Origin of the sequence: Streptomyces sp. MnatMP-M17 (assembly GCF_900091995.1) — a bacterium.
GTDB lineage: Bacteria > Actinomycetota > Actinomycetes > Streptomycetales > Streptomycetaceae > Streptomyces.
In genome coordinates this window covers 1-23,177 of sequence record NZ_FMDK01000241.1, presented here as the reverse complement: position 1 = coordinate 23,177, position 23,177 = coordinate 1, and the positions used below count along the sequence as shown (strand labels likewise).

Genomic DNA, 23,177 nt, shown 5'->3' with positions numbered 1-23,177 from the left:
ACCGCGTACCGGGCGCCTACGCGGCCCGGTACGCGGTACGAACCCGCGCGGCGCGGCGCGTGCGAAGAAGGGCCGGATCTCCTGACACGGCGGAGGTCCGGCCCTTCCGGCTCGTCTGCCTCTTCCGGCCCTTCCGGCTCCGTCAGACGCCCCAGGCGCGGGCCCGCCACGGCATCCCGGAGGCCCCGGCCTCCGGAGTCTTCACGGCCAGGATCTGGTTGACACCGATCCTGTTGCGCTCGAAGGAGACCGCGGACGCCGCCATGTAGAGACGCCAGACCCGGGCGCGGCCGGGCGAGGTGCTCCGTACCGCCTGGTCCCAGTGCTTCTCCAGATTCGCCACCCAGTGGCGCAGCGTCAGCGCGTAGTGCTCCCGGATCGACTCCACGTCCCGGGCCTCGAAGCCCGCCTCCTCCAGTGTGGCGACGGTCCGGCCGAGCGGGGCCAGTTCGCCGTCGGGGAAGACGTACGCGTCGATGAACGGATCGATGCGGTACTGGCTCTCGTCGCGCTCAGGGCGCCGGGCGATCTGGTGGTTGAGCAGCCGTCCGCCCGGCTTGAGCAGGGCGTAGAGATCGTCGGCGTACTCGCGGTAACGCACGGAACCGACGTGTTCGGCCATCCCGATGGAGGAGATCGCGTCGTACGGACCGTCCCTGACGTCGCGGTAGTCCTGGACCCGGATCTCGACCAGGTCGGCGAGCCCCTCCTCCGCGACGCGCTTGCGCGCATAGGTCGCCTGTTCCCTGGAGAGGGTGACTCCGGTGACGCGGGCGCCGTACTCACGGGCCGCGTGGATGGCCATCGAGCCCCAGCCGCAGCCGACGTCGAGCAGCCGCTCGCCGTCCTTGAGCGCGAGCTTGCGGCAGATCAGATCGAGCTTGTCGCGCTGTGCGTCTTCGAGACTGAATCCGGCGTCGCCGTCCCAGTACGCGCAGGAGTAGACCATGGACGGGCCGAGCACCAGCTCGTAGAAGTCGTTGCCCACGTCGTAGTGGTGGCTGATCGCCTCCTTGTCCCGGCGCTTGGTGTGCAGCGCGCCGTACCGCCGCCGTACCTCCTCGGCGGGCGGTGCGGGCGGCGGCCAGGGTCCCGCGATGCGCAGGAGCGTACGGGCGGCGGCCCGCAGCCGGGGATCGCGCAGAGGATGGACCTCGTCCTTGGCATCGGCGCCGCGCTCCCAGATGAACGCGGCGAGCCGGTCGAGAACCGCGAAGAGATCGCCGTCCACATCGATCTCGCCGGCCACCCAGGCGCGTGCGAGGCCCATCTCGCCCGGCTTCCACAGGAGTCGGCGCAGGGCGCGTCGGTTACGGATGATCAGGGTCGGGGCGTCCGGAGGACCCGATTCGCTGCCGTCCCAGGCACGGATACGGACCGGGAGCGGAACTCCCAGCAACTCCTCGGCAAGAGTGGTCAGCCGCAGCGCGGCGTCGGCCATGGCGCACACCTCCGTGGTGGCGGATACGGACATGCTCAACACCACGTAAACACCGGACGGGTACGGATGCAGTCCCTGCGGCTCGCAATGGACCGGCAAAATGCCTGCACCCACCACACACTTTCCTGGCGGTGTGCGCCTTTTCTCCCAGGCGAGGGTGTGCGGGTGACCGTACGGAGGGAGCTGGAGGGTAGGCCGTCGGAGCGACCGCAGATACGGGAAGGGCCGCTCGCACCACGGATGGCGAGCGGCCCTTCTCGTATATCAGTTACGTCAGTTGTGCCGGTGGCCCAGGGCGTACCGGCGGCCCGGTCTCAGGACGCCTTGGCCCTCTCCGGTGTCGGCGTGACGGCGGCGACGGCCGGCGGGCTGGGCTTGGCGGCCTCGTAGAACTCCTCGCGCGGTGTCTCCATCGCGCCGAGCGAGACGACCTCGCGCTTGAGGAACATCGCCAGCGTCCAGTCGGCGAAGACACGGATCTTGCGGTTCCAGGTCGGCATGGCCAGACCGTGGTAGCTGCGGTGCATGTACCAGGCGAGCCGGCCCCTGAGCCTGATCTTCATCTTGCCCATGACGATCATCGCGACGCCCTTGTGCAGTCCCAGACCGGCGACGGCGCCCTTGTTGGCGTGGCTGTACTCCTTCTGCGGGAAGCCCCGCATACCGGAGATGACGTTGTCACCGAGCAGCCGCGCCTGGCGCAGCGCGTGCTGGGCGTTCGGCGGGCACCAGGCGTTCTCGGCACCGGCCCTGCGGGCGGCGACATCCGGGACCTGGGCGTTGTCGCCTGCGGCCCAGATGTAGTCGGTGCCCTGCACCTGGAGCTTCTCACTGGTGTCCACATGGCCGCGCGGGCCGAGCGGCAGACCGTAACGGGTGAGGGCCGGGTTCGGCTTGACGCCGGCCGTCCACACGATGGTGTTGGAGTCGACCTCAAGGCCGTTGTTGAGCACCACATGACCGTCGACGCAGGAGTCCATGCCGGTCTTGAGGTAGATCTCGACGCCGCGGCTCTCCAGATGCTCCTTGCCCCAGGAGCCCAGCTTCGGGCCGACCTCGGGAAGGATCTTGTCGGCGACGTCCACGAGGATGAAGCGCATGTCCTCGCGCTTGACGCTCGTGTAGTACTTGGCCGCGTCGCGCGCCAGGTCCTCGACCTCGCCGATGGTCTCCGCGCCGGCGAAGCCGCCGCCCACGAAGACGAAGGTGAGCGCCTTGCGGCGGACGTCCTCGTCGGTGGTCGAGTCGGCCTTGTCGAGCTGTTCGAGCACATGGTTGCGCAGGCCGATGGCCTCCTCGATGCCCTTCATACCGATGCCCTGCTCGGCGAGGCCGGGGATCGGGAAGGTACGGGAGACCGCGCCGAGGGCCACGATCAGATAGTCGAAGGGCAGCTCGTAAGCCTCGCCGACGAGCGGCGCGACCGTGGCGACCTTGCGGTCCTGGTCGATGGTGGTGACTCGGCCGGTGAGCACCTCAGCCTTGGGCAGCACGCGTCGCAGCGGTACGACGACATGCCGAGGCGAAATGCTGCCGGCGGCGGCTTCGGGGAGGAAGGGCTGGTACGTCATGTACGAGCGCGGGTCGACAACCGTGACGGTCGCCTCCCCGTAGCGCATCTTCTTCAGAATGCGACGAGCTGCGTACAGGCCTACGTACCCACCGCCTACAACGAGGATCCTGGGACGCTCCGTGGTGCTCATGCCATCGAGTATCCACCCCCCTCGGAGGGGGTGCTCGTGAGCCCCTTCACAAGGTCTGCGCCCTATGGTGCTACACTGCGCGGCTCACATGATCGAGATCACGGTGCCCCCAGGGAACCAAGGTCCTCCGCCGGTCGTTGCCCACCCCCTGTGAGCTGGCCCTCCACCCTCGCCACCGCCGGAACCACCCATCCGGTTCATGCGCCCGTAACGCGTCCGGAACCGCCCGGTATAAGGACGCGGTGACCCATCGATGGCCCCACTCGGCCGTATGGAACCGCGGCGGCACTCAAGAGGCTCGAATTCCTTGTGAAGAACTTCACGAACTTTCTTCCGGGCCCTGCGGCACACGCCCGAGCCACCCCCGAAACGGGGGTCGCAGAGGGTCCTCGACGGGGACTTCGCGGGCACAGAGCGCGTGTACACAGTCACGCGTACACTGACGTTATGAACGATATCGCTGTGACCGTCCGCGAAGCTCGCGCGCACCTCGCGGACCACATCAACCGCGCCGAGCAGGGCACCCCCACGTTGATCACTCGCAATGGGGAGCCGGTGGCCGCCCTCGTACCGATCGCCGACTTCGAGGCGCTGGAAGAGGCAGCCGACGAGCTGCTCGCGCGTGAGGCCGAGGCGGTCCTGGCGGAGGGAGGCCCGACCGTCACGATGGCCGAGCTGCTGGCGGACCTGTTCACCGAGCACGCCGAGGGCGCGGCGTGAAATACGCGTTCCGCTTCACCGCCGCCGCGCAGCGGCAGTTGCGCGCCATCGACCGACCTGCCGCCATGCGCATTCTGACCGCACTGACCGCCCTCGGCGACGACCCGTACCGCGAGGACTCTGACATCAAGAAGCTCACCGGCCCCTCCGGCCTCTACCGCCTCCGTGTCGGCAGTTACCGCGTCGCCTACCAGATCAACGACGGCGAACTCCTCGTCCTCGTCGTCAGAATCGGCGACCGCCGCGAGGTCTACCGCGACCTCTGACCGGACGTGTCCTCCGCGGCCTGCCAGGCGATGCCGTCCAGGATGTCGTGTTCGCTGACGACGACCTCGGCGGCGGCGGTGCGTTCCATGAGGGTGAGGAGGATGAGGGCGCCCGCGCCGATGACATCGACGCGGCCCGGGTGCATGACCGGGATCGCGGCGCGTTCGTCGTGGGTGGCGGCGAGCAGCCGCCTTGTGATCTCCGCTACTCGGGCGCGGGAGATACGGGAGTGGTGGATCGCGGTGGAGTCGTACGCGGGCAGGCCCAGCGCGATACCGGCCACGGTGGTCACGGAGCCCGCGAGTCCGACCAGGGTGCGGGGCTCGCGCAGCGGGACGGTCAGCTCCGCGAGGTCGAGGGCCGCCTCGATGTCCGCGCGCATCGCGGCGATCTCGGCGGCTGTGGGCGGATCGCTGACGGCACCGTCCCGTACGAGATGGCGCTCGGTCAGCCGTACACACCCGATGTCCACGGAGCGCGCGGCGCGTACCCGGTCGTCACCGACGACGAACTCCGTCGAACCGCCGCCGATGTCCACGACCAGATAACTGTCCTGGCCCGGCAGCTCCTTGGTGGCGCCGGTGAAGGAGAACTCCGCCTCCTGGTCGCCGGTGATCACCTCGGGCTCCACGCCCAGGATGTCCAGCACACCGCGGACGAACTCGTCGCGGTTCTCGGCGTCGCGCGAGGCGGAGGTGGCCACGAAAAGGACGCGCTCGGCGCCGTGCTCCTTGATGACGGCGGCGTACTCACGGCACGCCTCGAAGGTCCGCTCCAGCGCCTCGGGAGCCAGCCGGCCGGTCCTGTCCACGCCCTGGCCGAGCCGGACGATCCTCATCCGCCGGTCCAGATCGACCACTTCGCCCGTATCCGGGTGAACGTCGGCGACCAGCAGGCGGATGGAGTTCGTACCGCAGTCGATCGCGGCGACCCGGCTCATACGCGCTCCTCGTCCCCGTCGTTCTTGGCGTTCTTGTCGGCGGGCCTGTCCGCCGGCGCGCACGGGCTCACGCACGGGCCCTTCGCCCACCACTCCGGGAGCATCGCCAGCGCCTCGTCGCCCAGCGGATTCACGCCGGGGCCCGCCGCCAGCGAGTGGCCGACCAGGACGTGCAGACACTTCACCCGGTCCGGCATACCGCCCGCGCTGGGAAAGCCCTCCAGCACCTCGATGGCGTCACGGCGCGCGAGATAGTCCTCGTGCGCCTCGCGGTACGCGGCGGCCAGCTCCGGATCGGCCGCGAGGCGCTCGGTCATCTCCTTCATGACACCGTTCGCCTCCAGCGTGCCGATGGCCGAGGCCGCACGCGGACAGGTCAGGTAGTACGTCGTCGGGAAGGGCGTGCCGTCCGGGAGCCGCGGCGCGGTCTCCACGACGTCCGGCTGTCCGCAGGGGCAGCGGTGCGCGATGGCGCGCAGTCCGCGCGGAGGACGGCCGAGCTGTTCCTGGAACGCGGCCACGTCCGCCTCGGTGGGCTCGGTGCGTTCGGTCTGCGGAGGAGGGATGTCCATGCCTGCCTTGGTTCTACGGTTCTGGTTCTGCGTGCCTGATGCGACTGGTGATGCGTGCCTGATACGTACGGAGGGAGGCCGGGCCCTACCGGTCCGGGCGGTCCGCGTTGTCGACGCCGTCCAGGACATTCGAGTACCAGGGACGGTCCGTCGCGTCCCGCTCCTCACGGCGCTCACGCACCGCCTCCGGGTCGATCATGGTGTAGCCGGTCTCTCCCGGCATCACATAGTGGAGATGCTCACGGGCCAGCCGCTGGATGTACGCGTCGTCCTGGAGCCGCGCCTTCTCGTCGCGCAGCTCCTCGACCCGCTGCCGTGCCTCCCGGGCCTGCCGCTCCTGCTCGGCGATCTCGTTCCGCTGCGACACGTACTGCCGCATCGGATACGCGAGCGCCACCACCAGTGTGCACACCACGAGGGCGAGAAAGGCCGCCCGGCCGGTGAGACGGGAGCGGCGGTCCTGGCGGCGGTTCTGTGAGCGGTAGACGCGCGCGGCGGTCTGCTCGCCGAGCAGCCGCAGCCTGGTCGCGGTGGTGAACCGGTCCCGGTTCCCGGCCATGGCTCGCCTCCCCTGTCACGTGCGTACGTCCCCGGACACGGTACGGGACCGGGGCCGGGGACGTATGGACGACGGGCGGTACGGACGGGACGGCAGCACCGCCCGGCAACCGCCGCTGCCGCTCCTGCGGGCGCCTGCCGCGCGCTGCGCCCACCACGCCTGCCGAGTCGCTCAGGCGGAACGGAACCGCGGGAACGCGCTGCGGCCCGCGTACACCGCCGCGTCGTCGAGGATCTCCTCGATACGCAGCAACTGGTTGTACTTGGCGACACGGTCCGAGCGGGCCGGAGCGCCGGTCTTGATCTGACCGCAGTTCACCGCGACGGCGAGGTCCGCGATGGTGACGTCCTCGGTCTCGCCGGAGCGGTGGGACATCATGCACTTGAAGCCGTTGCGCTGGGCCAGCTCGACGGCGTCCAGCGTCTCGGTCAGCGAACCGATCTGGTTGACCTTGACCAGCAGGGCATTGGCGGAGCCCTCCTCGATGCCACGGGCCAGCCGCTCCGGGTTGGTGACGAACAGGTCGTCGCCGACGATCTGCACCTTGGAGCCGAGCTTGTCGGTGATGACCTTCCAGCCGGCCCAGTCGTCCTCGAAGAGCGGGTCCTCGATGGAGACGAGCGGGTACGCGGCGACCAGCTCCTCGTAGTACTCGGTCATCTCGGCGGCCGAGCGGGACTTGCCCTCGAACTCGTACGAGCCGTCCTTGTAGAACTCGGAGGCGGCGACGTCCAGCGCGAGCGCGATGTCACGGCCCGGCACATAGCCGGCTTCCTTGATGGCTTCGAGGATCAGGTCGAGCGCGGCGCGGTTGGACTCCAGGTTGGGCGCGAAGCCGCCCTCGTCGCCGAGGCCGGTGGAGAGGCCCTTCTGCTTCAGGACCTTCTTGAGGGTGTGGTAGACCTCGGCGCCCCAGCGCAGCGCCTCGGAGAAGGACTCCGCGCCGATCGGAGCGATCATGAACTCCTGGATGTCCACGTTGGAGTCGGCATGCGAGCCGCCGTTCAGGATGTTCATCATCGGAACGGGCAGCAGATGCGCGTTCGGGCCGCCCAGGTAGCGGAAGAGCGGGAGGTCCGAGGCCTCGGAGGCGGCGTGCGCGACGGCGAGGGAGACACCGAGGATGGCGTTGGCGCCCAGCGAGCCCTTGTTCTCGGTGGCGTCCAGGTCGATCATGGCCTGGTCGATCAGGCGCTGCTCGGTGGCGTCGTAGCCGACGAGCTCCGGGCCGAGCTGCTCGATGACGGCCAGTACGGCCTTCTCGACGCCCTTGCCCAGATAGCGGTTGGCGTCTCCGTCACGGAGCTCCACGGCCTCGAACGCACCGGTGGAGGCACCGGACGGGACGGCAGCACGGCCTGTGCTGCCGTCGTCGAGGCCGACCTCGACCTCGACCGTGGGGTTGCCTCGGGAGTCCAGGATTTCCCGGGCTACGACGACGTCGATGGACGGCACGAGCATCTCCTTCTGGGATGTGACGCTTGGAGTGCAGGGTCTCATTGGCCTTGCGGCATGAGCCTAACCGGCCCGGAGGCGTCGGCCGGCCGGTGCCCGCCCGCTGGGACGGATCAAGCACCCGAGCGCCTCGGCGCGCCGATGAGCACCGTCTTGAGTACCGTGCTGAGCACCGCTCCGAGTACCCTCCGCGTCCGTCCTGAGTACTCCCCGCGTATCCCTCACGTACGCCGGGACAGGCACGTACGCCGGGACGGGCGCAGACCGCGGCCCGGCGCGTACGGGGATCACGCGCCGGGCCGGGCGAGTCAGGTCAGCTCGGGTCGGGTCGGGTCAGGTCAGATGGAGCTGCTGGCCCGGGTAGATCAGATCGGCGTCGCGGACGATGTCCTTGTTCAGCTCGAACAGCTTCTTCCAGCCGCCCTTGACCTGGTGCGCGGCGGCGATCTTGGAGAGGCTGTCACCGGACTTGACCTTGTACTCGCCGTCGCCCTTCTTGACCGTGGTGGCAGTACCGGTGGCGGCATCCGTGGCGGCGCGGCTCTCGCCGCGCGAGGCGGGCTGCGCCTGCTGCCGCTTGGGCTGGGCGGGCCGGGTCTGCTGCTGGGGCTGCGCCTGCTGCTGGGCGGCCCGGTCCTGCGTACCGGAACCGGAATCAGAGCCGCCGGAGTTCGAACCGGAGCCCGAGCCGGAGCCTGTGCCGGCCGAGCCACCGTCGTACGCAGCGTTGGAGAGGTTGACGCCACAGGTGGGCCAGGCGCCCTTGCCCTGGCCGGCCAGGACCTTCTCGGCGACCGTTATCTGCTGGGACTTCGAGGCGAGGTCGGCCCTGGCCGCGTAGGCGGTGCCTCCGTACGCGGCCCAGGTGGAGCTGCTGAACTGGAGTCCGCCGTAGTACCCGTTGCCGGTGTTGATGGACCAGTTGCCGCCGGACTCGCACTGGGCGACCCGGTCCCACTCGGAGGCGGTCGCGGCGGAGGCGGAGGTGGCGCCGATCAGCGGGACCGCGACGGCGGCACCGGTGATTCCGGCGAGCGTGGCATAGCGGGCGGTCACGGAGCGGGAGGGACGGCGGTGCCTGCCCTTGCTGGAACCTTTGCTGGAACGCGGCATGGAACTCTCCTCACCGACGCCTACGAGGTGAGCTGTCGGGTTCGGGCCAAGTGAGTTGCCCGGCCGGACGCTCGCGCATCCGGCTTCACCCCGAGCCGGTCGTCGGCCGTCTCTCGACGGCCGGGGCCGGCACAAACCGTGGGTCCCCCGCTCCTGCCTTCGGCGCATGACGCGACGACTGCTCCCCCGACCGACGGCAGGATTCGGCGTGACGGTCGACGAGGCCCGCGGTGCGAGCGGTTCAGACCGTAATCACAGGCCCGTCGGTTCTTCAAAGGAGAACATCAGGGAAATAACGCCCTTACCTACCGCCCAGGTTTACGCATTTCCGCTGGTGAGAGCGGAAAGCAGGGCAACGTGCAGGGCAAAAGTCCCTAGTTGCAGCAAAGAGACCCTTGTCTCACTTGCACAGAAGCGGACATAGAACCGCGAACTACCCTCCGAATCCGCGCCACTTCACGGCGGGATCAGCCGCTGGACCAAGGATTGGACCAAGGCCGCATCAAGGCCGGCACCACGGGCGGCACCACGGGCGGGATCTGGGCGGTAGCCAGCAAGAACACACCGAGAACGCACCGAAGGCGGCCGGTACCGGCCGCCCTCGCTCACCTCACAGCTGTCGGCCCGTAGGCCTTACAGCCACCCGCCGAGCACCTTCTGCCCGTCGGCGACCAGCCAGTTGCGCTCGGCGGGCTGCTCGGCCTCCACCGGAGCGGGCGATTCCGTACGATCCGGCAGGCCGTCCGTACTGCGCGACAGGCCGTCACCTCGTGAGGCATGGCGACCGTATTCAAGTCCTTCATCCGAATTGCCCGTTACGGCATCCTCCTGGGCGGCCTCACCGCGATGCTTGCCCTTGGCCGACTCCGTACCGCCAGTGGCAGTGCCACCGAGGCCGAGACCGTCGGTGCCCTCGGCGCCGTCCGCGGAAGCGGAGGCTCCGGACGTGGGCGTGCCGGCCGAACCGGAAGGGACCGGCTCGCCGGGCCGCACGCCCGTTCCGTCAGCGGGAGCGGAGGACTCGGCGTCCGGAGCGCCGGAGGGACTGCCCGTCGGATCGGCGCCCTGATCGCCCTGCGAGGCCCCCGTGGAGCCGGAGCCGCTTCCGAGACCGACACCGGGCAGCAGGGTGCCCGTGAGCCCGGAGACCGACGCACAGCTCGACCAGACCTTCGAGCCCTGCGCTTCGAGGATCTTCTCCGCCACGGTGATCTGCTGGGAACGGCTGGCGAGGTCGGGCCGGGCCGCGTACGCGCCGCCGCCGAAGGCGTCCCAGGTCTCCTGGCTGAGCTGGAGGCCGCCGTAGTAGCCGTTGCCGAGGTCCGCGCTCCACATACCGCCGCTCTCGCATTCGGAGACACGGTCCCAGGTGGAGGCGTCCGCCGCACTGGCGCCCGAGGCGGCGAACAGCGGGATGGCGATCGCCGATCCGGTCACCCCCGCGGCGACGATCAGAGCGGGGGCCTGGCGTGGTCTGCGGTGTCGGCCGTTCGCGGAGCGCATGCGCTTGCCTTCCGTGTGACTGTCGTTTCGACTACGGCGTGTTGCTGCCGAGTCGTCGGTGAACGTAGCGGTACTCGAACGTCTGTCACAAGTCGATGCAGCGGAGATCACGTGAAAGTCACATTCCTGACGGCCCGTCAGTTACAGCTTCCTGATCCGGCCTCGAATCCGGCAGCGGTTCATCAGCCGGACAATGGCGTGAACTGCACCGGAAGTGTGCGCAATCCACGCATGATGAGCCCTCCGCGCCAGCGCAAATCGGCAGGATCCACGGCAAGCCGCACATCGGGCAGCCGGGTCAGCAGCGTCGCGAGAGCGGTCTGCCCTTCAAGGCGGGCGAGCGGCGCGCCGAGGCAGTAGTGGATGCCGTGCCCGTAGCCGAGGTGCTGATTGTCACGCCGTGCGAGATCGAGCGTGTCGGGCGAGACGAACCGTTCCGGGTCGCGGTCGGCCGCGGCGAGTACGACGAGTACGGGATCGCCCACCGCGATCCGCTGCCCGCCGAGCATCACCGGCTCGGTGGCATACCGCCAGGTCGCCAGTTCCACGGGACCGTCGTGGCGCAGCAGTTCCTCGACGCCCGTCGCCAGCAGTTCCGTCTCGCCCGCGTCGAGCGAACGCTGAAGCCGGGCGCGCTGTTCCGGATGGCGCATCAGCGTATGGACGCCGTTGCCGATGAGGTTCACGGTGGTCTCGAAGCCGGCGAAGAGGATGATGAAGGCCATCGCCGCGGCCTCGTTCTCGGTGAGATGCTCGCCGTCGTCACTGGCCCGGACGAGGCCGGAGATCAGATCGTCGCCCGGGTTCTCCCTTTTACGGTGGATGAGTTCGGCCAGATATCCCCGGATCTTCTTGACCGACCGCGCCACACCGCCGCGCGGCCCGCCGCCGTGGCCGGCTTTGGAATGCCGGATCATCATGCCGGCCCAGTCGCGGAAGTCGTCCTGGTCCTCGGCCGGTACGCCGAGCAGATCGCAGATGGCGTAGATGGGCAGCGGGAAGGCGAAGTCATGGATCAGATCCGCCTCGCCCTTCGCCGCGAAACCGTCGATGAGCCGGTCGGTGAGCTGCTGGACACGAGGCCCGAACTCCGCGATGCGCCGGGGCGTGAACGCCTTGGACACCAGCCGGCGCAGCCGCGTGTGGTCGGGCGGATCGATATTGAGCAGATGCGTCATGAGATCCGCGTTGCGCTCCCCGGGAATCCCGGTCTTCCCTTTGGCATGCGCCGCCTCCGCGTGATGAACGGGATTCTTGGAGAGCCGCGCATCGGCGAGCGCCGCCTTGGCGTCCCCGTACCGCGTCACGAGCCACGCCTCGACACCACTGGGCAGCCGGGCCCGGTGCACGGGCGCGTGCTCACGGAGCCAGGCGTAGGCGGGGTACGGGTCGGTGGCGAACTCCCAGGTGAAGAGCTCGGGGGCGGGGGGCTTCACGGTCATCCGTCGACGGTATCCACATCGTCCTGAGGAGTTGACTCCGCCTGCTGATCACCCAGTGCCTCGGCCTCGCTGTAGAGCCTGCTGATCACTTCGGCCCTGCCCGGCCTGCTGGGAAGGCGGCTCAGCTCGTATGCCGCCTCCTCGTCACCTTCCTCGGCCGCCACGCGCAGCCAGTACTCGGCCTGGTCACGGAGCAGCCTGCCGAGCACACGGGCGGACAGCCGGTTTCCGGCCTCGGCGGCGGTCCGAAGGTATGGAATCGCCTCCAGGTCACCGACGTGCCGGGCAAGATACTCCCCCGCCACAAAGGCATTGCTCGCATCCGCATCCGCCGCCGCCCGGTACCAGTGCGCGGCCTCCGCAACGTCTTCCGCCTCATCGCAGTAGGTGGCGAGAAGGAACATGGCGTCGATGTCGCCCTTCTCCGCTTGAGGAAGGAGGGCGGCCCGGGCAGCCGCCAGCGCCGTACCGTGGTCGAGCAGATCCTCCTCCTCGGCGATGTCCACCACTCGCGCCCATGCGCGATACGGGAAACGAGCCATGTCCGGCGACCGCGAGGCGTCGACGAGGAGCGAGCCGTAGACCTGCCACGTGTCGGGCTCCCATCCCCGTACCAGCAGTCCGGTGACTCCGTGCCTGATCTCGGTCGCCCAGGCGAAGGCGTCCTCGAACGATTCCCGGCCCGCATCGGCGAGGCCAGGGCCGTACTCCTCGAGGACCGAGCGGAGCAGCAGCAGCGGTACCGGCACGGCGATCCCATGACGTGCGAGATCGATCGCGGCCCGAACCAGCAGATGGCCGCGCGGGTGGACGCTGGGGCGGCGGGCGCGGTCCCACTCCGCCCAGAGGTCGGGGCCGACTGCGAGATACTCGGTGACGCCGCTCTCACCACGCCAGTACAGCGCACCGGCCAGCCGGGGGTCGTCGGCCGACCGGTCGGTGAGCCGTGACAGCTCGTCCTCGCTCCACCGTGAGGACAGTTCGACCGTCTCCGCCCTCACCAGCACCCGGGAGCTCGCGGAGGAGCCGAAGCGGTGCTTCTCGTACTCCTCGTCGCGCATGGTCGCGACCACGAGCACACGCTGTTGGATGAGGTGGGTGAGCAGGCCGGGCGTCAGCCCGTGCCCGCCCAGGTGGCCCTCCAGATCGTCCAGCCACAGGGCGTACGGTCCGTCGGAACGGCCGCGCAGCAGCGTGGGCAGTGTCCGGAGGTCCGTACCCGGGCTGGGCGCGAAAACCTTCCCTCGATGGCTCAGACCGGCGCTCAGCGCCTCGTACGCAGTCCTCGTCTTGCCGGACAGGCGCTCGCCCGTCACCACCACCAACCCGCCCGACTCGGCACCGTCCCGGACCAGGTTGCCGAGCCGCACGTCGTGATCCCGTTCCACATACGGCGTGAGGTCGGACTCGTCGCGGAAGGTACGGGAAATCCGTACGCCGAAATCGAACGGAAGCAGTTCGTCCGGCCGCGGCCAGTCGTCGGGCGTGGGCAAGCCGCCCGCATGGCCTCCGTCGCCGAGGTAGAACGACCCGATTGAGCCCGTCTGTACGACGTTACCGACGACCGCGCCACCGGACACACTGTTGCCGACCGACCCGGGCCGTTCCCGCTCCGCCTCCGGTGCGCCGTCCCAACTCGTGCCCATTCCCGCCCCGTTCCCCCGTATCCTCACCAATCGCTGTCGCCACGTTACTCAGTGGCGACGGCGCCCGCTTCAGCTGTGCGGATCGCGTCCCTATACGTGCGGGCCGCCGCGCGGAGGGCTGTTTCCGGGTCTACGCCGGCCTTTTCGGCTTGTACGGCCATGGCGAGCAGGTCGTAGCCAATGCCGTCGCCCGTCGGGAGTTCGACGTCCAGACCTGCCGTACGGACGCGGCCCGCGAGTTTGGAGGCGAGGGCCAGGCCGGGCTGGCCCAGAGGGACGCCGTCGGTGACCGAGTCGCGTTGTTTCTCGACCGCTTTGGTGCGGAGCCAGTGCGCCTTGACGTCCTCGGGGGTCTCGGCGGTCTCGTCGCCGAAGACATGGGGATGGCGGTGGATCAGCTTCTCCACGATCGTGGCGGCGACATCGTCTATGGAGAACGGCTCGTTCTCCTCGTTGAGCCCGTCCTGTGCGATACGGGCGTGGAAGACGACCTGGAGGAGTACGTCGCCCAGCTCCTCGCGGAGTTCGTCGGCGTCGCCGTCCTCGATCGCCTCGACGAGTTCGTACGCCTCCTCGATGCCGTACTTGGCGAGTCCCTTGTGCGTCTGGACCGACGACCACGGGCATTCGCGCCGGATCCGGTCCATGACATGGACGAGATCGAGAAGACGGGCGCCGGGCAGATCGTACGAGCCGGGGAGCAGCTCCAGGTCGGGCATCTGGACGCGGCCGGAGCCGGCGAGCCGGGCGAGGCCGTCCGTCAGGGCGCCATCGCCGGTCCCATCGCCGGTCCCGTCACCGGTCCCGTCGCCCGCGTCGTCGCCCGCGGCCTCACCGCCGGTGGACGGGATGACCACGACCGTACGGCCGCCGGCGCAGGCGTCGACCAGTTCCTGTGCGGTGGGCGCGGGTGTACCGGCCTCAACGGTGATACCGGCCTCGCGCAGATACGGCAGCAACGGATGGCCGCCGTCGGCGCACAGCACGCGGTCGGCGGCGCGCAGCGTCTGCCAGGCGGGCCAGGACAGGAGTCCGGGCGCGACCCGGTGGCTGACGGTCAGCAGGACGATACGGCCGGAGGTGGCGGGAGCTTCGTCTGTCACCACTCGAACCTACCTCCGGCGCGCCAGTGGCCGGACCTCGGCCGTCGACCGCTCGGCCGGGCAGGTCGGCCGGGCCGAGCGGCCCGGTCGTCAGGCGCCCGACGGCTGCTGCTCCGGGGCCTGGCGGGTGACCTGGGTGATCCAGGGCAGCTTGGACTCGCCGAGCCGGACCTGCTTGTAGTCCCAGCTTCCGTAGCGCGGATTGACGTCGATACCGAGCTTCTCCGACGTCTTGGTCAGATCGGCGAGCACCACCTGCTGGCCCTCGGGCGTCATGGTGTTGGCGCCGAGCGCCTGGGCCAGCTTGTTCAGCAGGACCTCACGGCGGATCGCGGCGTCGATCTGCCCGGCGGAGAGTGCGCCCTGCTGGAGCAGCATCGCGGCGAACTGCTGCTCGCCGCCCGACTGCGCGGCGGCCTGCTGCCGGGTGGTCTGGATCTCCTTGCGGCTGATCTTCACGCCGGCTTCGTCGGCGGCCTGCTGGAGGATCCGGTCGAAGATCAGACTGTTCAGCTTGGCCTGGCTGAGCTGCCCGGTGTTCTTGACGAGCTGCGCGCCGTCCGGCGCGGCCTCCTGGGCGTCCCGGACGTCCCGTACCTGGGCCTGGATCGTGGACACCTCGATCCGGTGGCCTCCGACGACCGCCGCGGCTCCGGGATGGGCGTCGTTGCCGCAGGCGGTGAGCAGAGGGGCCGCGGCGAGAAGCGCGACGGAGACGGAGAGCGCGGTGCGACGGCGGCGGTGCAAAGTGGGCCTCCCGGCGTGATTGTGCGGCGATGCACAAGGCCTTGCAGTGATCGATGGTAGGCAGTGGACGTGGCCTGGGCCACTGGTTCGACCAACGATTCACGTGGAGATTGAGGCACGTGCGCGGATTCACATGGTCCTCGCACGCATACCTCACCCTGCGGTCACCCCGTGGCGGGCGGTCTGCGGGCCAGGAGATACGCCTGGCGCCCCTGCCCGAACCTCTCCTGCTCGTCGGGCTCCCGCACCAACCGGGCGGTCACGGCCATGCCGGCCCCGGTCACCAGCTCGGCGATCCGGTCGGGGGACGTCCAGTAGACGTCGAGCGACAGATCATGGCCGTACGCGTGATCCAGATGCCGCAGCCGGTCGCCCCCGATGTCCGAACTTTCGAGGTCGGACATCATGACCGTCCGCCAGTTTTCGAGTTCCAGTTGTTCTCGATTCATCACGGAACCTTGATCAGCCGCGCCGGCCCATCCACAGATACGGTGGGGTCGGCTCGCGAAGAGTTGTCCGGGCCGGCGGCGTTGTCCGCTCGGGGCCTCTGACATACGAGAAGGACGAACATGGACCTGATCAACCTGTCTGACGGCAACAACAGCGTCCGACTGCATCTTCTGGGCCGCCACAGGCCCGGAATCCTCCCGGAGCACGACCTGATGGATGCGGAAATCATTGTGGACAGCGACTTCATCAGCGGTCGGTTCCTCGTCCACTTCTTCCTCTCGGACCTGAAGCCGTGGTCCTTGGCTTTGCATTCTCTCGAAAATGGCCAGAACGCCGAATGGCTGGACATGGGAAACGGACCCACGATCAGGATCGAATGCGCTGGAAGCGACGACGACGACTCAATCGTGTTCATCGAGGACACCTCCGGCTCAGGCACGACAGCGATCATCCCGATTGCCTTGGATCCCGGATGGGTCCAGGCGCAGCGCGAGCACCTCAACGAAGCAGTGAAAACTTGGCCTATGGAAGTGGTGAAGACTTCGCCTGGATCTTACGAGTGGAAGAGCTAAGCAGTCATTCGAATTAGAATCTACCGCGAGACACGAAACGTGAGGGCAGAACCGGCACGCCGGTCCCGCCCTCACCGAATTCATCGATTCATTTTCACTGCATGAATGTCCGACCCATATACCATCCCGTGTCGTCGAATGCCTCGATCGTCACTGCATGGGCAACATTGCTGCCTGATCGATAGTGCGGCGTCGCCGAATACAGGATGGTATTCCCCTTCCCTGATCCGACATAACCAGCGATCTCCTTCTCGAACTCATTCATGACGCCGTTATCAATGGCCTCAGTCGTTCTGACGATATTCTCCCTCGTGGTCCCTGATCCCCCCAGGGCCTTCGGCAGAAGATGCCCGCGAGCGTCGCCGTTGGCTCCGCTCACAAAGCCCGGCAGATCTTTCGCCATCCTTTGGGTCGCCTTGGTCCCGCTGCCCAGCATCGAGGGAGTGACGATCGCAACGATTCCCGACCGGCGGCCGTCCGCATCAATCGACCCGTAGTCGATCTCGCCACAGTTGTGAACCAGGACCGGCGTGGTGCCCGCCGAGACATAGTACGTGTGGGCCGTGTCCACCGTGAGGTTGTAGACCGCCGCCTGCTGGGTCCAGGACTGGACCGCTTCGAGTTGGACTCGGGTGCCGGTGCCCGTCTGGAGCCATTGGCCCGGCTTGAGGTCCTGGGCCTTCTGCCACTTCTTGAGGTCCGGGATCCAGAAGGGGTGGCCGTTGGTGGCGGTGATCGTGGCGGTTTCGTCGCCCTTGTCGCCGTCCGTGTCGACCGTGAGCTTGAAGAGGTGCTTGAGGCCCTTGCCCTCTATCGTCTGGGTGACCTTCTGGGACGAGGTCTTGCCCGTCGTCGGGTCGGTGGCGAGCACCTTGTCACCCACTTCGACCTTTTCGATCGGTTTACGGGTGCCGTCGGCCATCACCACCTCTGTGCCGGGCACAAAGCTCTGGGCGACGGCGGCCTGTGCGACCGAGCCCGCCGTCTCCGCGCAGCTGACCGCCGTCTCGATCTTGTCGATGACGTTCTCGGCCTTGTCGAGCTTTTCGGCCGCCTTCGCGATGTCGTCCGAGTACTTCGCGGTCTTCGCGACCATCCGGCCGGCCTTCGCCGCGCGGACCAGGCCCGCGCCCGCGCCGCCCAGGGCCAGGCCCGCCACCGTGGCGACGGCCCAGGCGCAGGCCTCCGCGTCGCCCTTGGTCACACAGTCCCTGATGTCGTTGAAGCCCGTGACCTCGCCGACGAAATTCGCGGCCGTCTTCAAGACCGCGGGAGCGGCGTCGATCGCGAATTCGACGGCGGTTGAGACGCTCTCGACAACGACGCCGGTCGCCGCGACCGCCAGGGCGCGCAGATCATTGACGGCCTTGCTGGCGTCCACGATGACATTGCGCGCGGCCGAGACCAGGATCGCCGGCAGATTCGGATTGGCCGTCACGATCGCCGCGGTCACGGCGATCATCGGTGCGGCAGCCGCCACGATATGCGGGATCGGATTGTGCTTGGCCGCGAACGCCGCCACCTGCTTGGCCTTGTGCGTGACGGCGGCTCTCGCCGCGCGGAACTGCCGTTGGGCCTCGGCCGCTTTCTCCCTGACCCATTGGGAAGACGAGTCGGCCGCCGAACTGAGTTTGTTGCCGGCCCATTTGGTGACACTCACCAGCGCGTTGACAGCCGTCTTCGCGCCCGACTTCCGGTAGACCCACGACAGGGCCTTACCGCCCAGGTCTATGGCCCGGCTGATCACGGAACGCGCACTGCGCACGGGGGCGCTGTTCCATACCGCGCCCGCGAACTTGAGGGCCGCGCGGCCGACCCTGGTAGTCTTGAGCTTGCTCTTGACTTTGTTCGCGACCCTCGAACACCAGCCGCAGCTCGGCCAGTTGCCGTCCGGGTCCGTGTAGTCCAGCGGCGCACCCGCGCCGTACGCATACCGGTTGGCGAGGATCGACGCGCCCGAGGCATAGGTGTACGCGTCCCGGGAGTCGAAGGTGCCCGTGCCCGGGTCGTACCAGCGCGCGCCCATGTTGACCTGGTCGGTCTCCGGGTCGGTCCAGTCGCCCTGGAAGCCCGCGTTGCCCGCCACCTCCTCGGAAGAGGCGGCGATCGTCTGACCGAACGGGTCGTACGCCGTCGACGAGGACAGCGACGACGACGCGCCGTTGGTGGGCGACATCCCGCCGACCAGATCACCGTGCTCGTCGGAGACGGTGAGCTGCGCCGCACCGCCCTCGGAGACCGACATGAGTTCGTCGGCGGCTCCGCGTCCATAGGTGGCCGAGTTGTCCTTGACCGGATCGGGCGCGAGTCCGGCGTACGTGAAGTCCACACCGTTGCGGTCGGCGACCCGGTCCAGCGCGTCGTAGGTGTACGAGGTCCCGGACTCGCCGGCCTTCGTCAGCCGGTCGAAGGCGTCGAAGGTGAACTCCTCCTCCAGCCCGGAGCTGGTGCGGGAGGTGAGTGTGCCGCGCGAGGAGTAGTCGTAGGTGTAGTCGCCGTCGGACAGCAGCCGGTTGCGCTCGTCGAACGTGGCGGTCTTGGCGCCGTTCTTGACGCGGTTGCCGCTGTCGTCCCAGTCGTACTCCGTGGTCGCGCCGTCCGCCGTCCAGGAGGTGAGCCGGCCGGCCTGGTCGTAGCCGTAGGTGTTCTTGCCCGCCTTGGCCGTTCCGGTGGTGGTCTTGCTGACGAGATGGTCGTTGGTGTCGTAGTCGTAGTCCGTGGCGGCGACCGGGGCACCGCCGCTGTTCTTCACCGTGTCGGTGTCGACACGGCCGAGCTTGTCGTAGGTGAAGGCGCGCGACTGCCCGGAGCCGTAGTCGACCCGCTCGACGGCACCGGAGCTGTCGTAGTCGTAGGTCTGCCGCACTCCGGTGAGCGGATCGTCGGCGGTGGCGAGCTGCTGCCGCGCGTAGGTGAAGGAGGCCGTTCCCGCGGCGTCGGTGCGCCCGGTGAGCAGACCGTCGTTGTTGTACTGGTACGAGGCCTCGCCCGACGGGCCCTCGGCCGTCAGCAGCAGACCGCGGTCGTTGTACTCGTACGCGTTGTCGCCCTTGGGCGAGGACGCCTTGATGAGGCGGCCCGCCGCGTCGTAGCCGAACCTCTTCTCGGCGGTGGCGACCTCGGCGCCCGCGCCGCTCTCGCGGATCAGCTGACCTGCCTTGTCGTACTCCCGTTCGCGTGTGACACCGCCCGGCGCGGTCACCTTCACCGGCTGACCGAGCGCGTCGTACGCCGTCGTCCAGGTGCGCTCGGCCGCTGACGGATCGCGAGCGGTGGACGGCTCGATGACGGACTCGGGCAGACCGAGCGTATTGACCGTGTAGACCGTCTTGTTGCCACGGCCGTCGGTGTAGCGCGTGCGGTTGCCGAGCGCGTCGTAGCCGAAGGACGTGGTGATCGACTTGGTGTCCGAGACCGGTTCCTTCTGGCTGGTCAGCCGGTCCAGCGCGTCGTACGAGTAGATCGTCTGGCGTCCCTGCGCGTCGGTCGCGGTGGTGAGATTGCCTGCCAGGTCGTAGCCGTAACCGACCTTGCGCAGCTCGCTGTTGGTGGCGTCCAGATCGGCGTCCTGGACGAGCTGGCCGAGCTCGTCGTAGAGCTTCGACGAGCTGCGTCCGAGGCCGTCGGTACGGCGCACCTCGCGGCCGGCGATGTCGTAGCCGAACTGGGTGAGCACACCGGCCGCGTCGGTCACCCGGGTGATCTGGCCGAGCGCGTCATAGCCGAACTGGCTGACCGCACCGCTCGGCGCGGTCTGCTTCACCACATTGCCGAGGTCGTCGTATTCGTTGCGGGTGGTGAACGCGCCCGGTACCGGCTTGCGTTCGATCTGGGTGGTGGTGAGCGGCCGGTCCATGTCGTCGTACGTGCTCTCGGCGCGGGCGCCGTTCGGATCGGTGACCGAGAGCACCTCGCCGGTGCGGGTGTAGGTGTACGACCACTTGGCGCGGTCGTCGCCGTTGCCCGTGGGCTCGTCCCTGACCATCAGACGGTTCTGCCGGTCGTACTCGTAGCGCGTCACCCGGCCCAGCGAGTCGGTCGACTCGGTCACATTGCCCAGCGCGTCATAGGCGTTGGTGACGGTCGGCGTGACGGGAGTGGACGTACCGGGCGCGATATAGCCCGGCGCGGTGGCGGAGACCACCCGGCCCAGCCGGTCGTATGTCGAGCGGTTGACGTTGCCGAGCGCGTCCATCGAGTCGGTCACGGCGCCGAAGGTGTCGTAGCCGGTGAAGGCGGTGGGCCGGGAGGCGGCCGGCGCGCTGCCGCCGGACTCGGTCATCACCTCGGGCGCGATCGTGGACGCCGGACGTCCCAGCTCGTCGTAGGTGTACTGGGTGGTCCGGCCGCCCGAGTCGGTCTGGGACGTGGTCAGACCGCGCTGGTCGTAGGTGTACTTCGTGGTGCGTGACTTGGTGCCGTTCTCGATGGTCTCCTGCGTGGCGTTGCCCGCGTCGTCGTAGATGTAGCTGACGGTCTCCGGATTGACGCTCACCGGCCACGGCACATTGGACGGCAGACCGCCGGAGGTCGTGGTCTTCACATTGCCGGCGAGGTCGTAGGTCACCGAGGTACGGCGGGCCACTCCGCTCGGATCGGTGACGGTCGACTGGGTACGGCCCACGGAGTCGTAGGTGTACTGCGTGACGAGCTTGCCGTTGCCGGAGGTCTCGGTGAGGACGTTGCCGGCGCCGTCGTACGTATTCTTCTCGATGACGACATCGCGCTTCGTGCCGTCCGGGTTGTGGAAGTCCTTGAGCGTGATGGACTTGACCAGGTCGTCGCCGAAGTACTCGTAGACCGCGGTGCGGCCCATCGAGTCGGTGTTACGGGCGACGCGGCCCCCCATGTCGTACGCGTACGACATCAGCACCGTGTAGTCGTCGTCGCCTCCGTCGTCCTCCCAGTCGCGCAGCCGCGTCTCGGCCGGCATGTTGCGGGCGGTGTAGGTGTACTCGAACTGGTTGCCGTTGGCATCGACCATCGAGGTCTTGTTGCCGAAGACGTCGTAGGTGTACGAGGTCTCGCCGCCCTCGGCGTCGGTCACCTTCTCGGGACGGCCGCGGTCGTCCAGCTCGAAGGCCATCACGCGCGTGGCGTCGCCGCCGAGCAGATCGCTGACCTCGGTGCGCACCACATTGCCGTCGGCGTCGTATGTCGTGAGCGTCTTCTGCTGATGCCTGGCCGTGGTGACCGCGTTGGTCGCGGCCGGATCGGTGACCGAGACCAGCCGGGAGAGCTTGTCGTAGCTGAAGGTCGTGGTGACACCGGTCGGCTGGGCGTCCGAGACGCTGGTCTCGGTGAGCTTGCGGCCCAGCGCGTCATAGGTGAACTTGGTGACCATACCGGACGGTTCGGTCAGCCACGCCAGGTCGCCGTTCTTGTAGTAGCGGTAGCGTGTGATCTTGCCGAGCGGATCGGTGGTGCTCAGCGGCAGACCGGTGGCGGTGTTGCCGCCGTCGACCGCGGGCTCCGAACCGTTCGTGTAGGCGTGCCGGACCGTGCCGCCGTCGGGAGAGGTCTGGAGAAGCAGCGAACCCTTGTCGTTGTACTGGTACTGGGTGCGGTAGCGGTTGTCCGTGGGTCCCGAGGAGCGGCCGTCGCGCGTCTCCGAGGCCTGGTCGGCCCGCAGGTCGAAGTCGCCCGTCGGCACCGGATAGGTGGTGTACGACGTCTGGCAGTCGTCCTTGGTCCGGCAGGTCCTGCGGCTGGTCACATTGCCGCGGTCGTCGTAGCCCAGCGTGACGGTGTCACCGTTCTCGCTGGTGATCTCGTCCTGGTAGCCCTTGTCGTTGTAGCCGAACGTACGGATGGCCACACCGTCGACCGGATGCCGGATGAAGTCCGGCTCACTGCCGCCGTCACCGGGCGGATTGGTGCAGAAGGCGGGATCGCCCGGATCGGGCTGGGTGCAGATCTCGTCCGGCGGTTCGGGCGAGTCCGAGGGCGACGGAATGGCGGGCTCACGGGCGCCCAGCGCCATCGGCTCGCCGTAGCGGAGCATCTGGCCGGTCAGTCCGTCGTACTCGTAGAAGTACGGCGCGTCCATCGGGTCATGGACCTCGATGGTGCGGCGCAGGTCCCGGTCGTCGCCGAAGACCGCGGGCGAGCCGATCTTCCAGGTGCCGCCGTTGCGGTCGGTGTACTCCTCGACACGGTCGCGCGAGGTGTCGTACCGGACCTCGGAGGCGGTGCGGCCGGAGGGCAGTGTCGTGGAGGTCAGCAGATCGGCGGTGCGTCCGCCCTCGCGGAAGTGTCCCGCGACCACGGCCGAGCCCAGCGGATGGTGGTAGACGGCCACATCGTCGAGCGTGCCGACGAAGGACTTGGCGGCGGTGGAACCCCAGCCGGGCCAGGAGGCCGGAGTGACCGTACGGGCGGCGCCGATCTGGTTGTACGTCAGATCGTTCTGCGCGAGCTGCTTGCCGCTCAGCGTGCCGGAGAGCTTGCCGTCCAGATAGAGGCTCTGGGTGGAGCCGGAGACGGAGAGCACGGCGTGATGCCAGTTGCCGTCGTTGACGTTCTTGGTGATGTCGGTGATCGGCTCCACGGTGCCGGTGGCGAACTGGCCGCGCAGCTTTCCGTCCGTACCGACGTAGAGCAGCGGGCCGCCGGCGGTCGGCGCGGTGCCCCAGGCCTTGTTCTGGTAGCCGACGAGCGGGCCGCCGACGCCGGCCGCGAAGGTCTTGAACCACACCTCGACCGCCGCGTCACGGCTCTTCTTGAGCGTGCCGGAGGGCAGGTCGACACGGGAGCTGGTGCCGCTGAAGGTGGCCGCCGTACCGGGATCGCCGGTGATACCGCCCTGCGCGCCGAGCGTGACATCGGTGTAGGTGCCGCGGTCCTTGCCGAGATTGACCTCGACGGCGCTGTTCGCCGCCGTACCCTCGTCCTCGCCGAGCCGCCAGTACGACTCGGGACGGGCGTCGAGCACGGTGGAGCGG

17 protein-coding genes and 1 riboswitch are annotated in these 23,177 nt (G+C 68.5%); of the genes, 3 read left to right on the top strand and 14 right to left on the bottom strand.

Annotated features, from left to right (window positions below; translation table 11 throughout):
- Positions 1-142: 142 nt before the first annotated feature.
- Both GA0115259_RS11750 and GA0115259_RS11745 read right to left on the bottom strand, forming a co-directional pair.
- The gene (locus GA0115259_RS11750) at positions 143-1,441 is read right to left on the bottom strand and encodes an SAM-dependent methyltransferase (protein ID WP_093594827.1); all 1,299 of its coding nucleotides are present in this window, start codon (positions 1,439-1,441) and stop codon (positions 143-145) included.
- Positions 1,442-1,755: 314 nt separating this feature from the next.
- Positions 1,756-3,144, bottom strand: coding sequence for an NAD(P)/FAD-dependent oxidoreductase (locus GA0115259_RS11745; RefSeq protein ID WP_093594824.1), 1,389 nt, complete (start codon positions 3,142-3,144; stop codon positions 1,756-1,758).
- Between the two features lie 447 nt (positions 3,145-3,591).
- On the opposite strand from GA0115259_RS11745, the gene GA0115259_RS11740 reads away from it, so the two are divergent.
- Positions 3,592-3,864, top strand: coding sequence for a type II toxin-antitoxin system Phd/YefM family antitoxin (locus GA0115259_RS11740; protein WP_093594821.1), 273 nt, complete (start codon positions 3,592-3,594; stop codon positions 3,862-3,864).
- Complete coding sequence (locus GA0115259_RS11735) at positions 3,861-4,130, top strand: type II toxin-antitoxin system RelE family toxin (RefSeq protein WP_093594818.1); 270 nt, start codon at positions 3,861-3,863, stop codon at positions 4,128-4,130. The genes GA0115259_RS11740 and GA0115259_RS11735 overlap by 4 nt, the downstream gene beginning before the upstream one ends.
- Here the strand turns inward: GA0115259_RS11735 and GA0115259_RS11730 are convergent.
- From GA0115259_RS11730 to GA0115259_RS11680, 11 genes are all read right to left on the bottom strand, one after another.
- Entirely contained in the window at positions 4,115-5,071 is a 957-nt protein-coding gene (locus GA0115259_RS11730; protein ID WP_093594815.1) for a Ppx/GppA phosphatase family protein, read from the bottom strand. The two genes, GA0115259_RS11735 and GA0115259_RS11730, sit on opposite strands and share 16 nt — an antisense overlap.
- The gene (locus GA0115259_RS11725; RefSeq protein ID WP_093594812.1) at positions 5,068-5,643 is read right to left on the bottom strand and encodes a DUF501 domain-containing protein; all 576 of its coding nucleotides are present in this window, start codon (positions 5,641-5,643) and stop codon (positions 5,068-5,070) included. The genes GA0115259_RS11730 and GA0115259_RS11725 overlap by 4 nt, the downstream gene beginning before the upstream one ends.
- 85 nt (positions 5,644-5,728) lie before the next feature.
- A complete protein-coding gene (locus GA0115259_RS11720; RefSeq protein ID WP_093594809.1) occupies positions 5,729-6,202 on the bottom strand; it encodes an FtsB family cell division protein in 474 nt (157 codons plus the stop codon).
- A 171-nt stretch (positions 6,203-6,373) separates the two neighbouring features.
- Positions 6,374-7,663, bottom strand: a complete 1,290-nt coding sequence (gene eno, locus GA0115259_RS11715; protein ID WP_066946955.1) for a phosphopyruvate hydratase — start codon at positions 7,661-7,663, stop codon at positions 6,374-6,376.
- Positions 7,664-7,990: 327 nt separating this feature from the next.
- On the bottom strand, positions 7,991-8,770 hold the full coding sequence (locus GA0115259_RS11710) for a transglycosylase family protein (protein WP_093594806.1): 780 nt from the start codon (positions 8,768-8,770) through the stop codon (positions 7,991-7,993).
- A gap of 2 nt (positions 8,771-8,772) precedes the next feature.
- Positions 8,773-8,945, bottom strand: a riboswitch (cyclic di-AMP (ydaO/yuaA leader).
- A 458-nt stretch (positions 8,946-9,403) separates the two neighbouring features.
- Positions 9,404-10,273, bottom strand: coding sequence for a transglycosylase family protein (locus GA0115259_RS11705; protein ID WP_093594803.1), 870 nt, complete (start codon positions 10,271-10,273; stop codon positions 9,404-9,406).
- A gap of 182 nt (positions 10,274-10,455) precedes the next feature.
- A complete protein-coding gene (locus GA0115259_RS11700) occupies positions 10,456-11,715 on the bottom strand; it encodes a cytochrome P450 family protein (protein ID WP_093594800.1) in 1,260 nt (419 codons plus the stop codon).
- Positions 11,712-13,361 carry an SEL1-like repeat protein gene (locus GA0115259_RS11695; RefSeq protein ID WP_093594797.1) on the bottom strand — a complete coding sequence of 550 codons (1,650 nt, stop codon included), beginning with the start codon at positions 13,359-13,361 and terminating at the stop codon, positions 11,712-11,714. The genes GA0115259_RS11700 and GA0115259_RS11695 overlap by 4 nt, the downstream gene beginning before the upstream one ends.
- 44 nt (positions 13,362-13,405) lie before the next feature.
- Complete coding sequence (locus GA0115259_RS11690; protein ID WP_093594842.1) at positions 13,406-14,464, bottom strand: nucleoside triphosphate pyrophosphohydrolase; 1,059 nt, start codon at positions 14,462-14,464, stop codon at positions 13,406-13,408.
- Positions 14,465-14,554: 90 nt separating this feature from the next.
- A complete protein-coding gene (locus tag GA0115259_RS11685; RefSeq protein ID WP_093594794.1) occupies positions 14,555-15,211 on the bottom strand; it encodes a SurA N-terminal domain-containing protein in 657 nt (218 codons plus the stop codon).
- Between the two features lie 164 nt (positions 15,212-15,375).
- A complete protein-coding gene (locus tag GA0115259_RS11680) occupies positions 15,376-15,660 on the bottom strand; it encodes a hypothetical protein (RefSeq protein ID WP_176732513.1) in 285 nt (94 codons plus the stop codon).
- Positions 15,661-15,780: 120 nt separating this feature from the next.
- Between GA0115259_RS11680 and GA0115259_RS11675 the strand changes: the two genes are divergently transcribed.
- Positions 15,781-16,233 carry a DUF5959 family protein gene (locus GA0115259_RS11675; RefSeq protein WP_093594791.1) on the top strand — a complete coding sequence of 151 codons (453 nt, stop codon included), beginning with the start codon at positions 15,781-15,783 and terminating at the stop codon, positions 16,231-16,233.
- A gap of 94 nt (positions 16,234-16,327) precedes the next feature.
- Here the strand turns inward: GA0115259_RS11675 and GA0115259_RS11670 are convergent, their stop codons facing one another.
- On the bottom strand, positions 16,328-23,167 hold the full coding sequence (locus tag GA0115259_RS11670; protein ID WP_218104213.1) for a polymorphic toxin-type HINT domain-containing protein: 6,840 nt from the start codon (positions 23,165-23,167) through the stop codon (positions 16,328-16,330).
- Positions 23,168-23,177 lie beyond the last annotated feature (10 nt).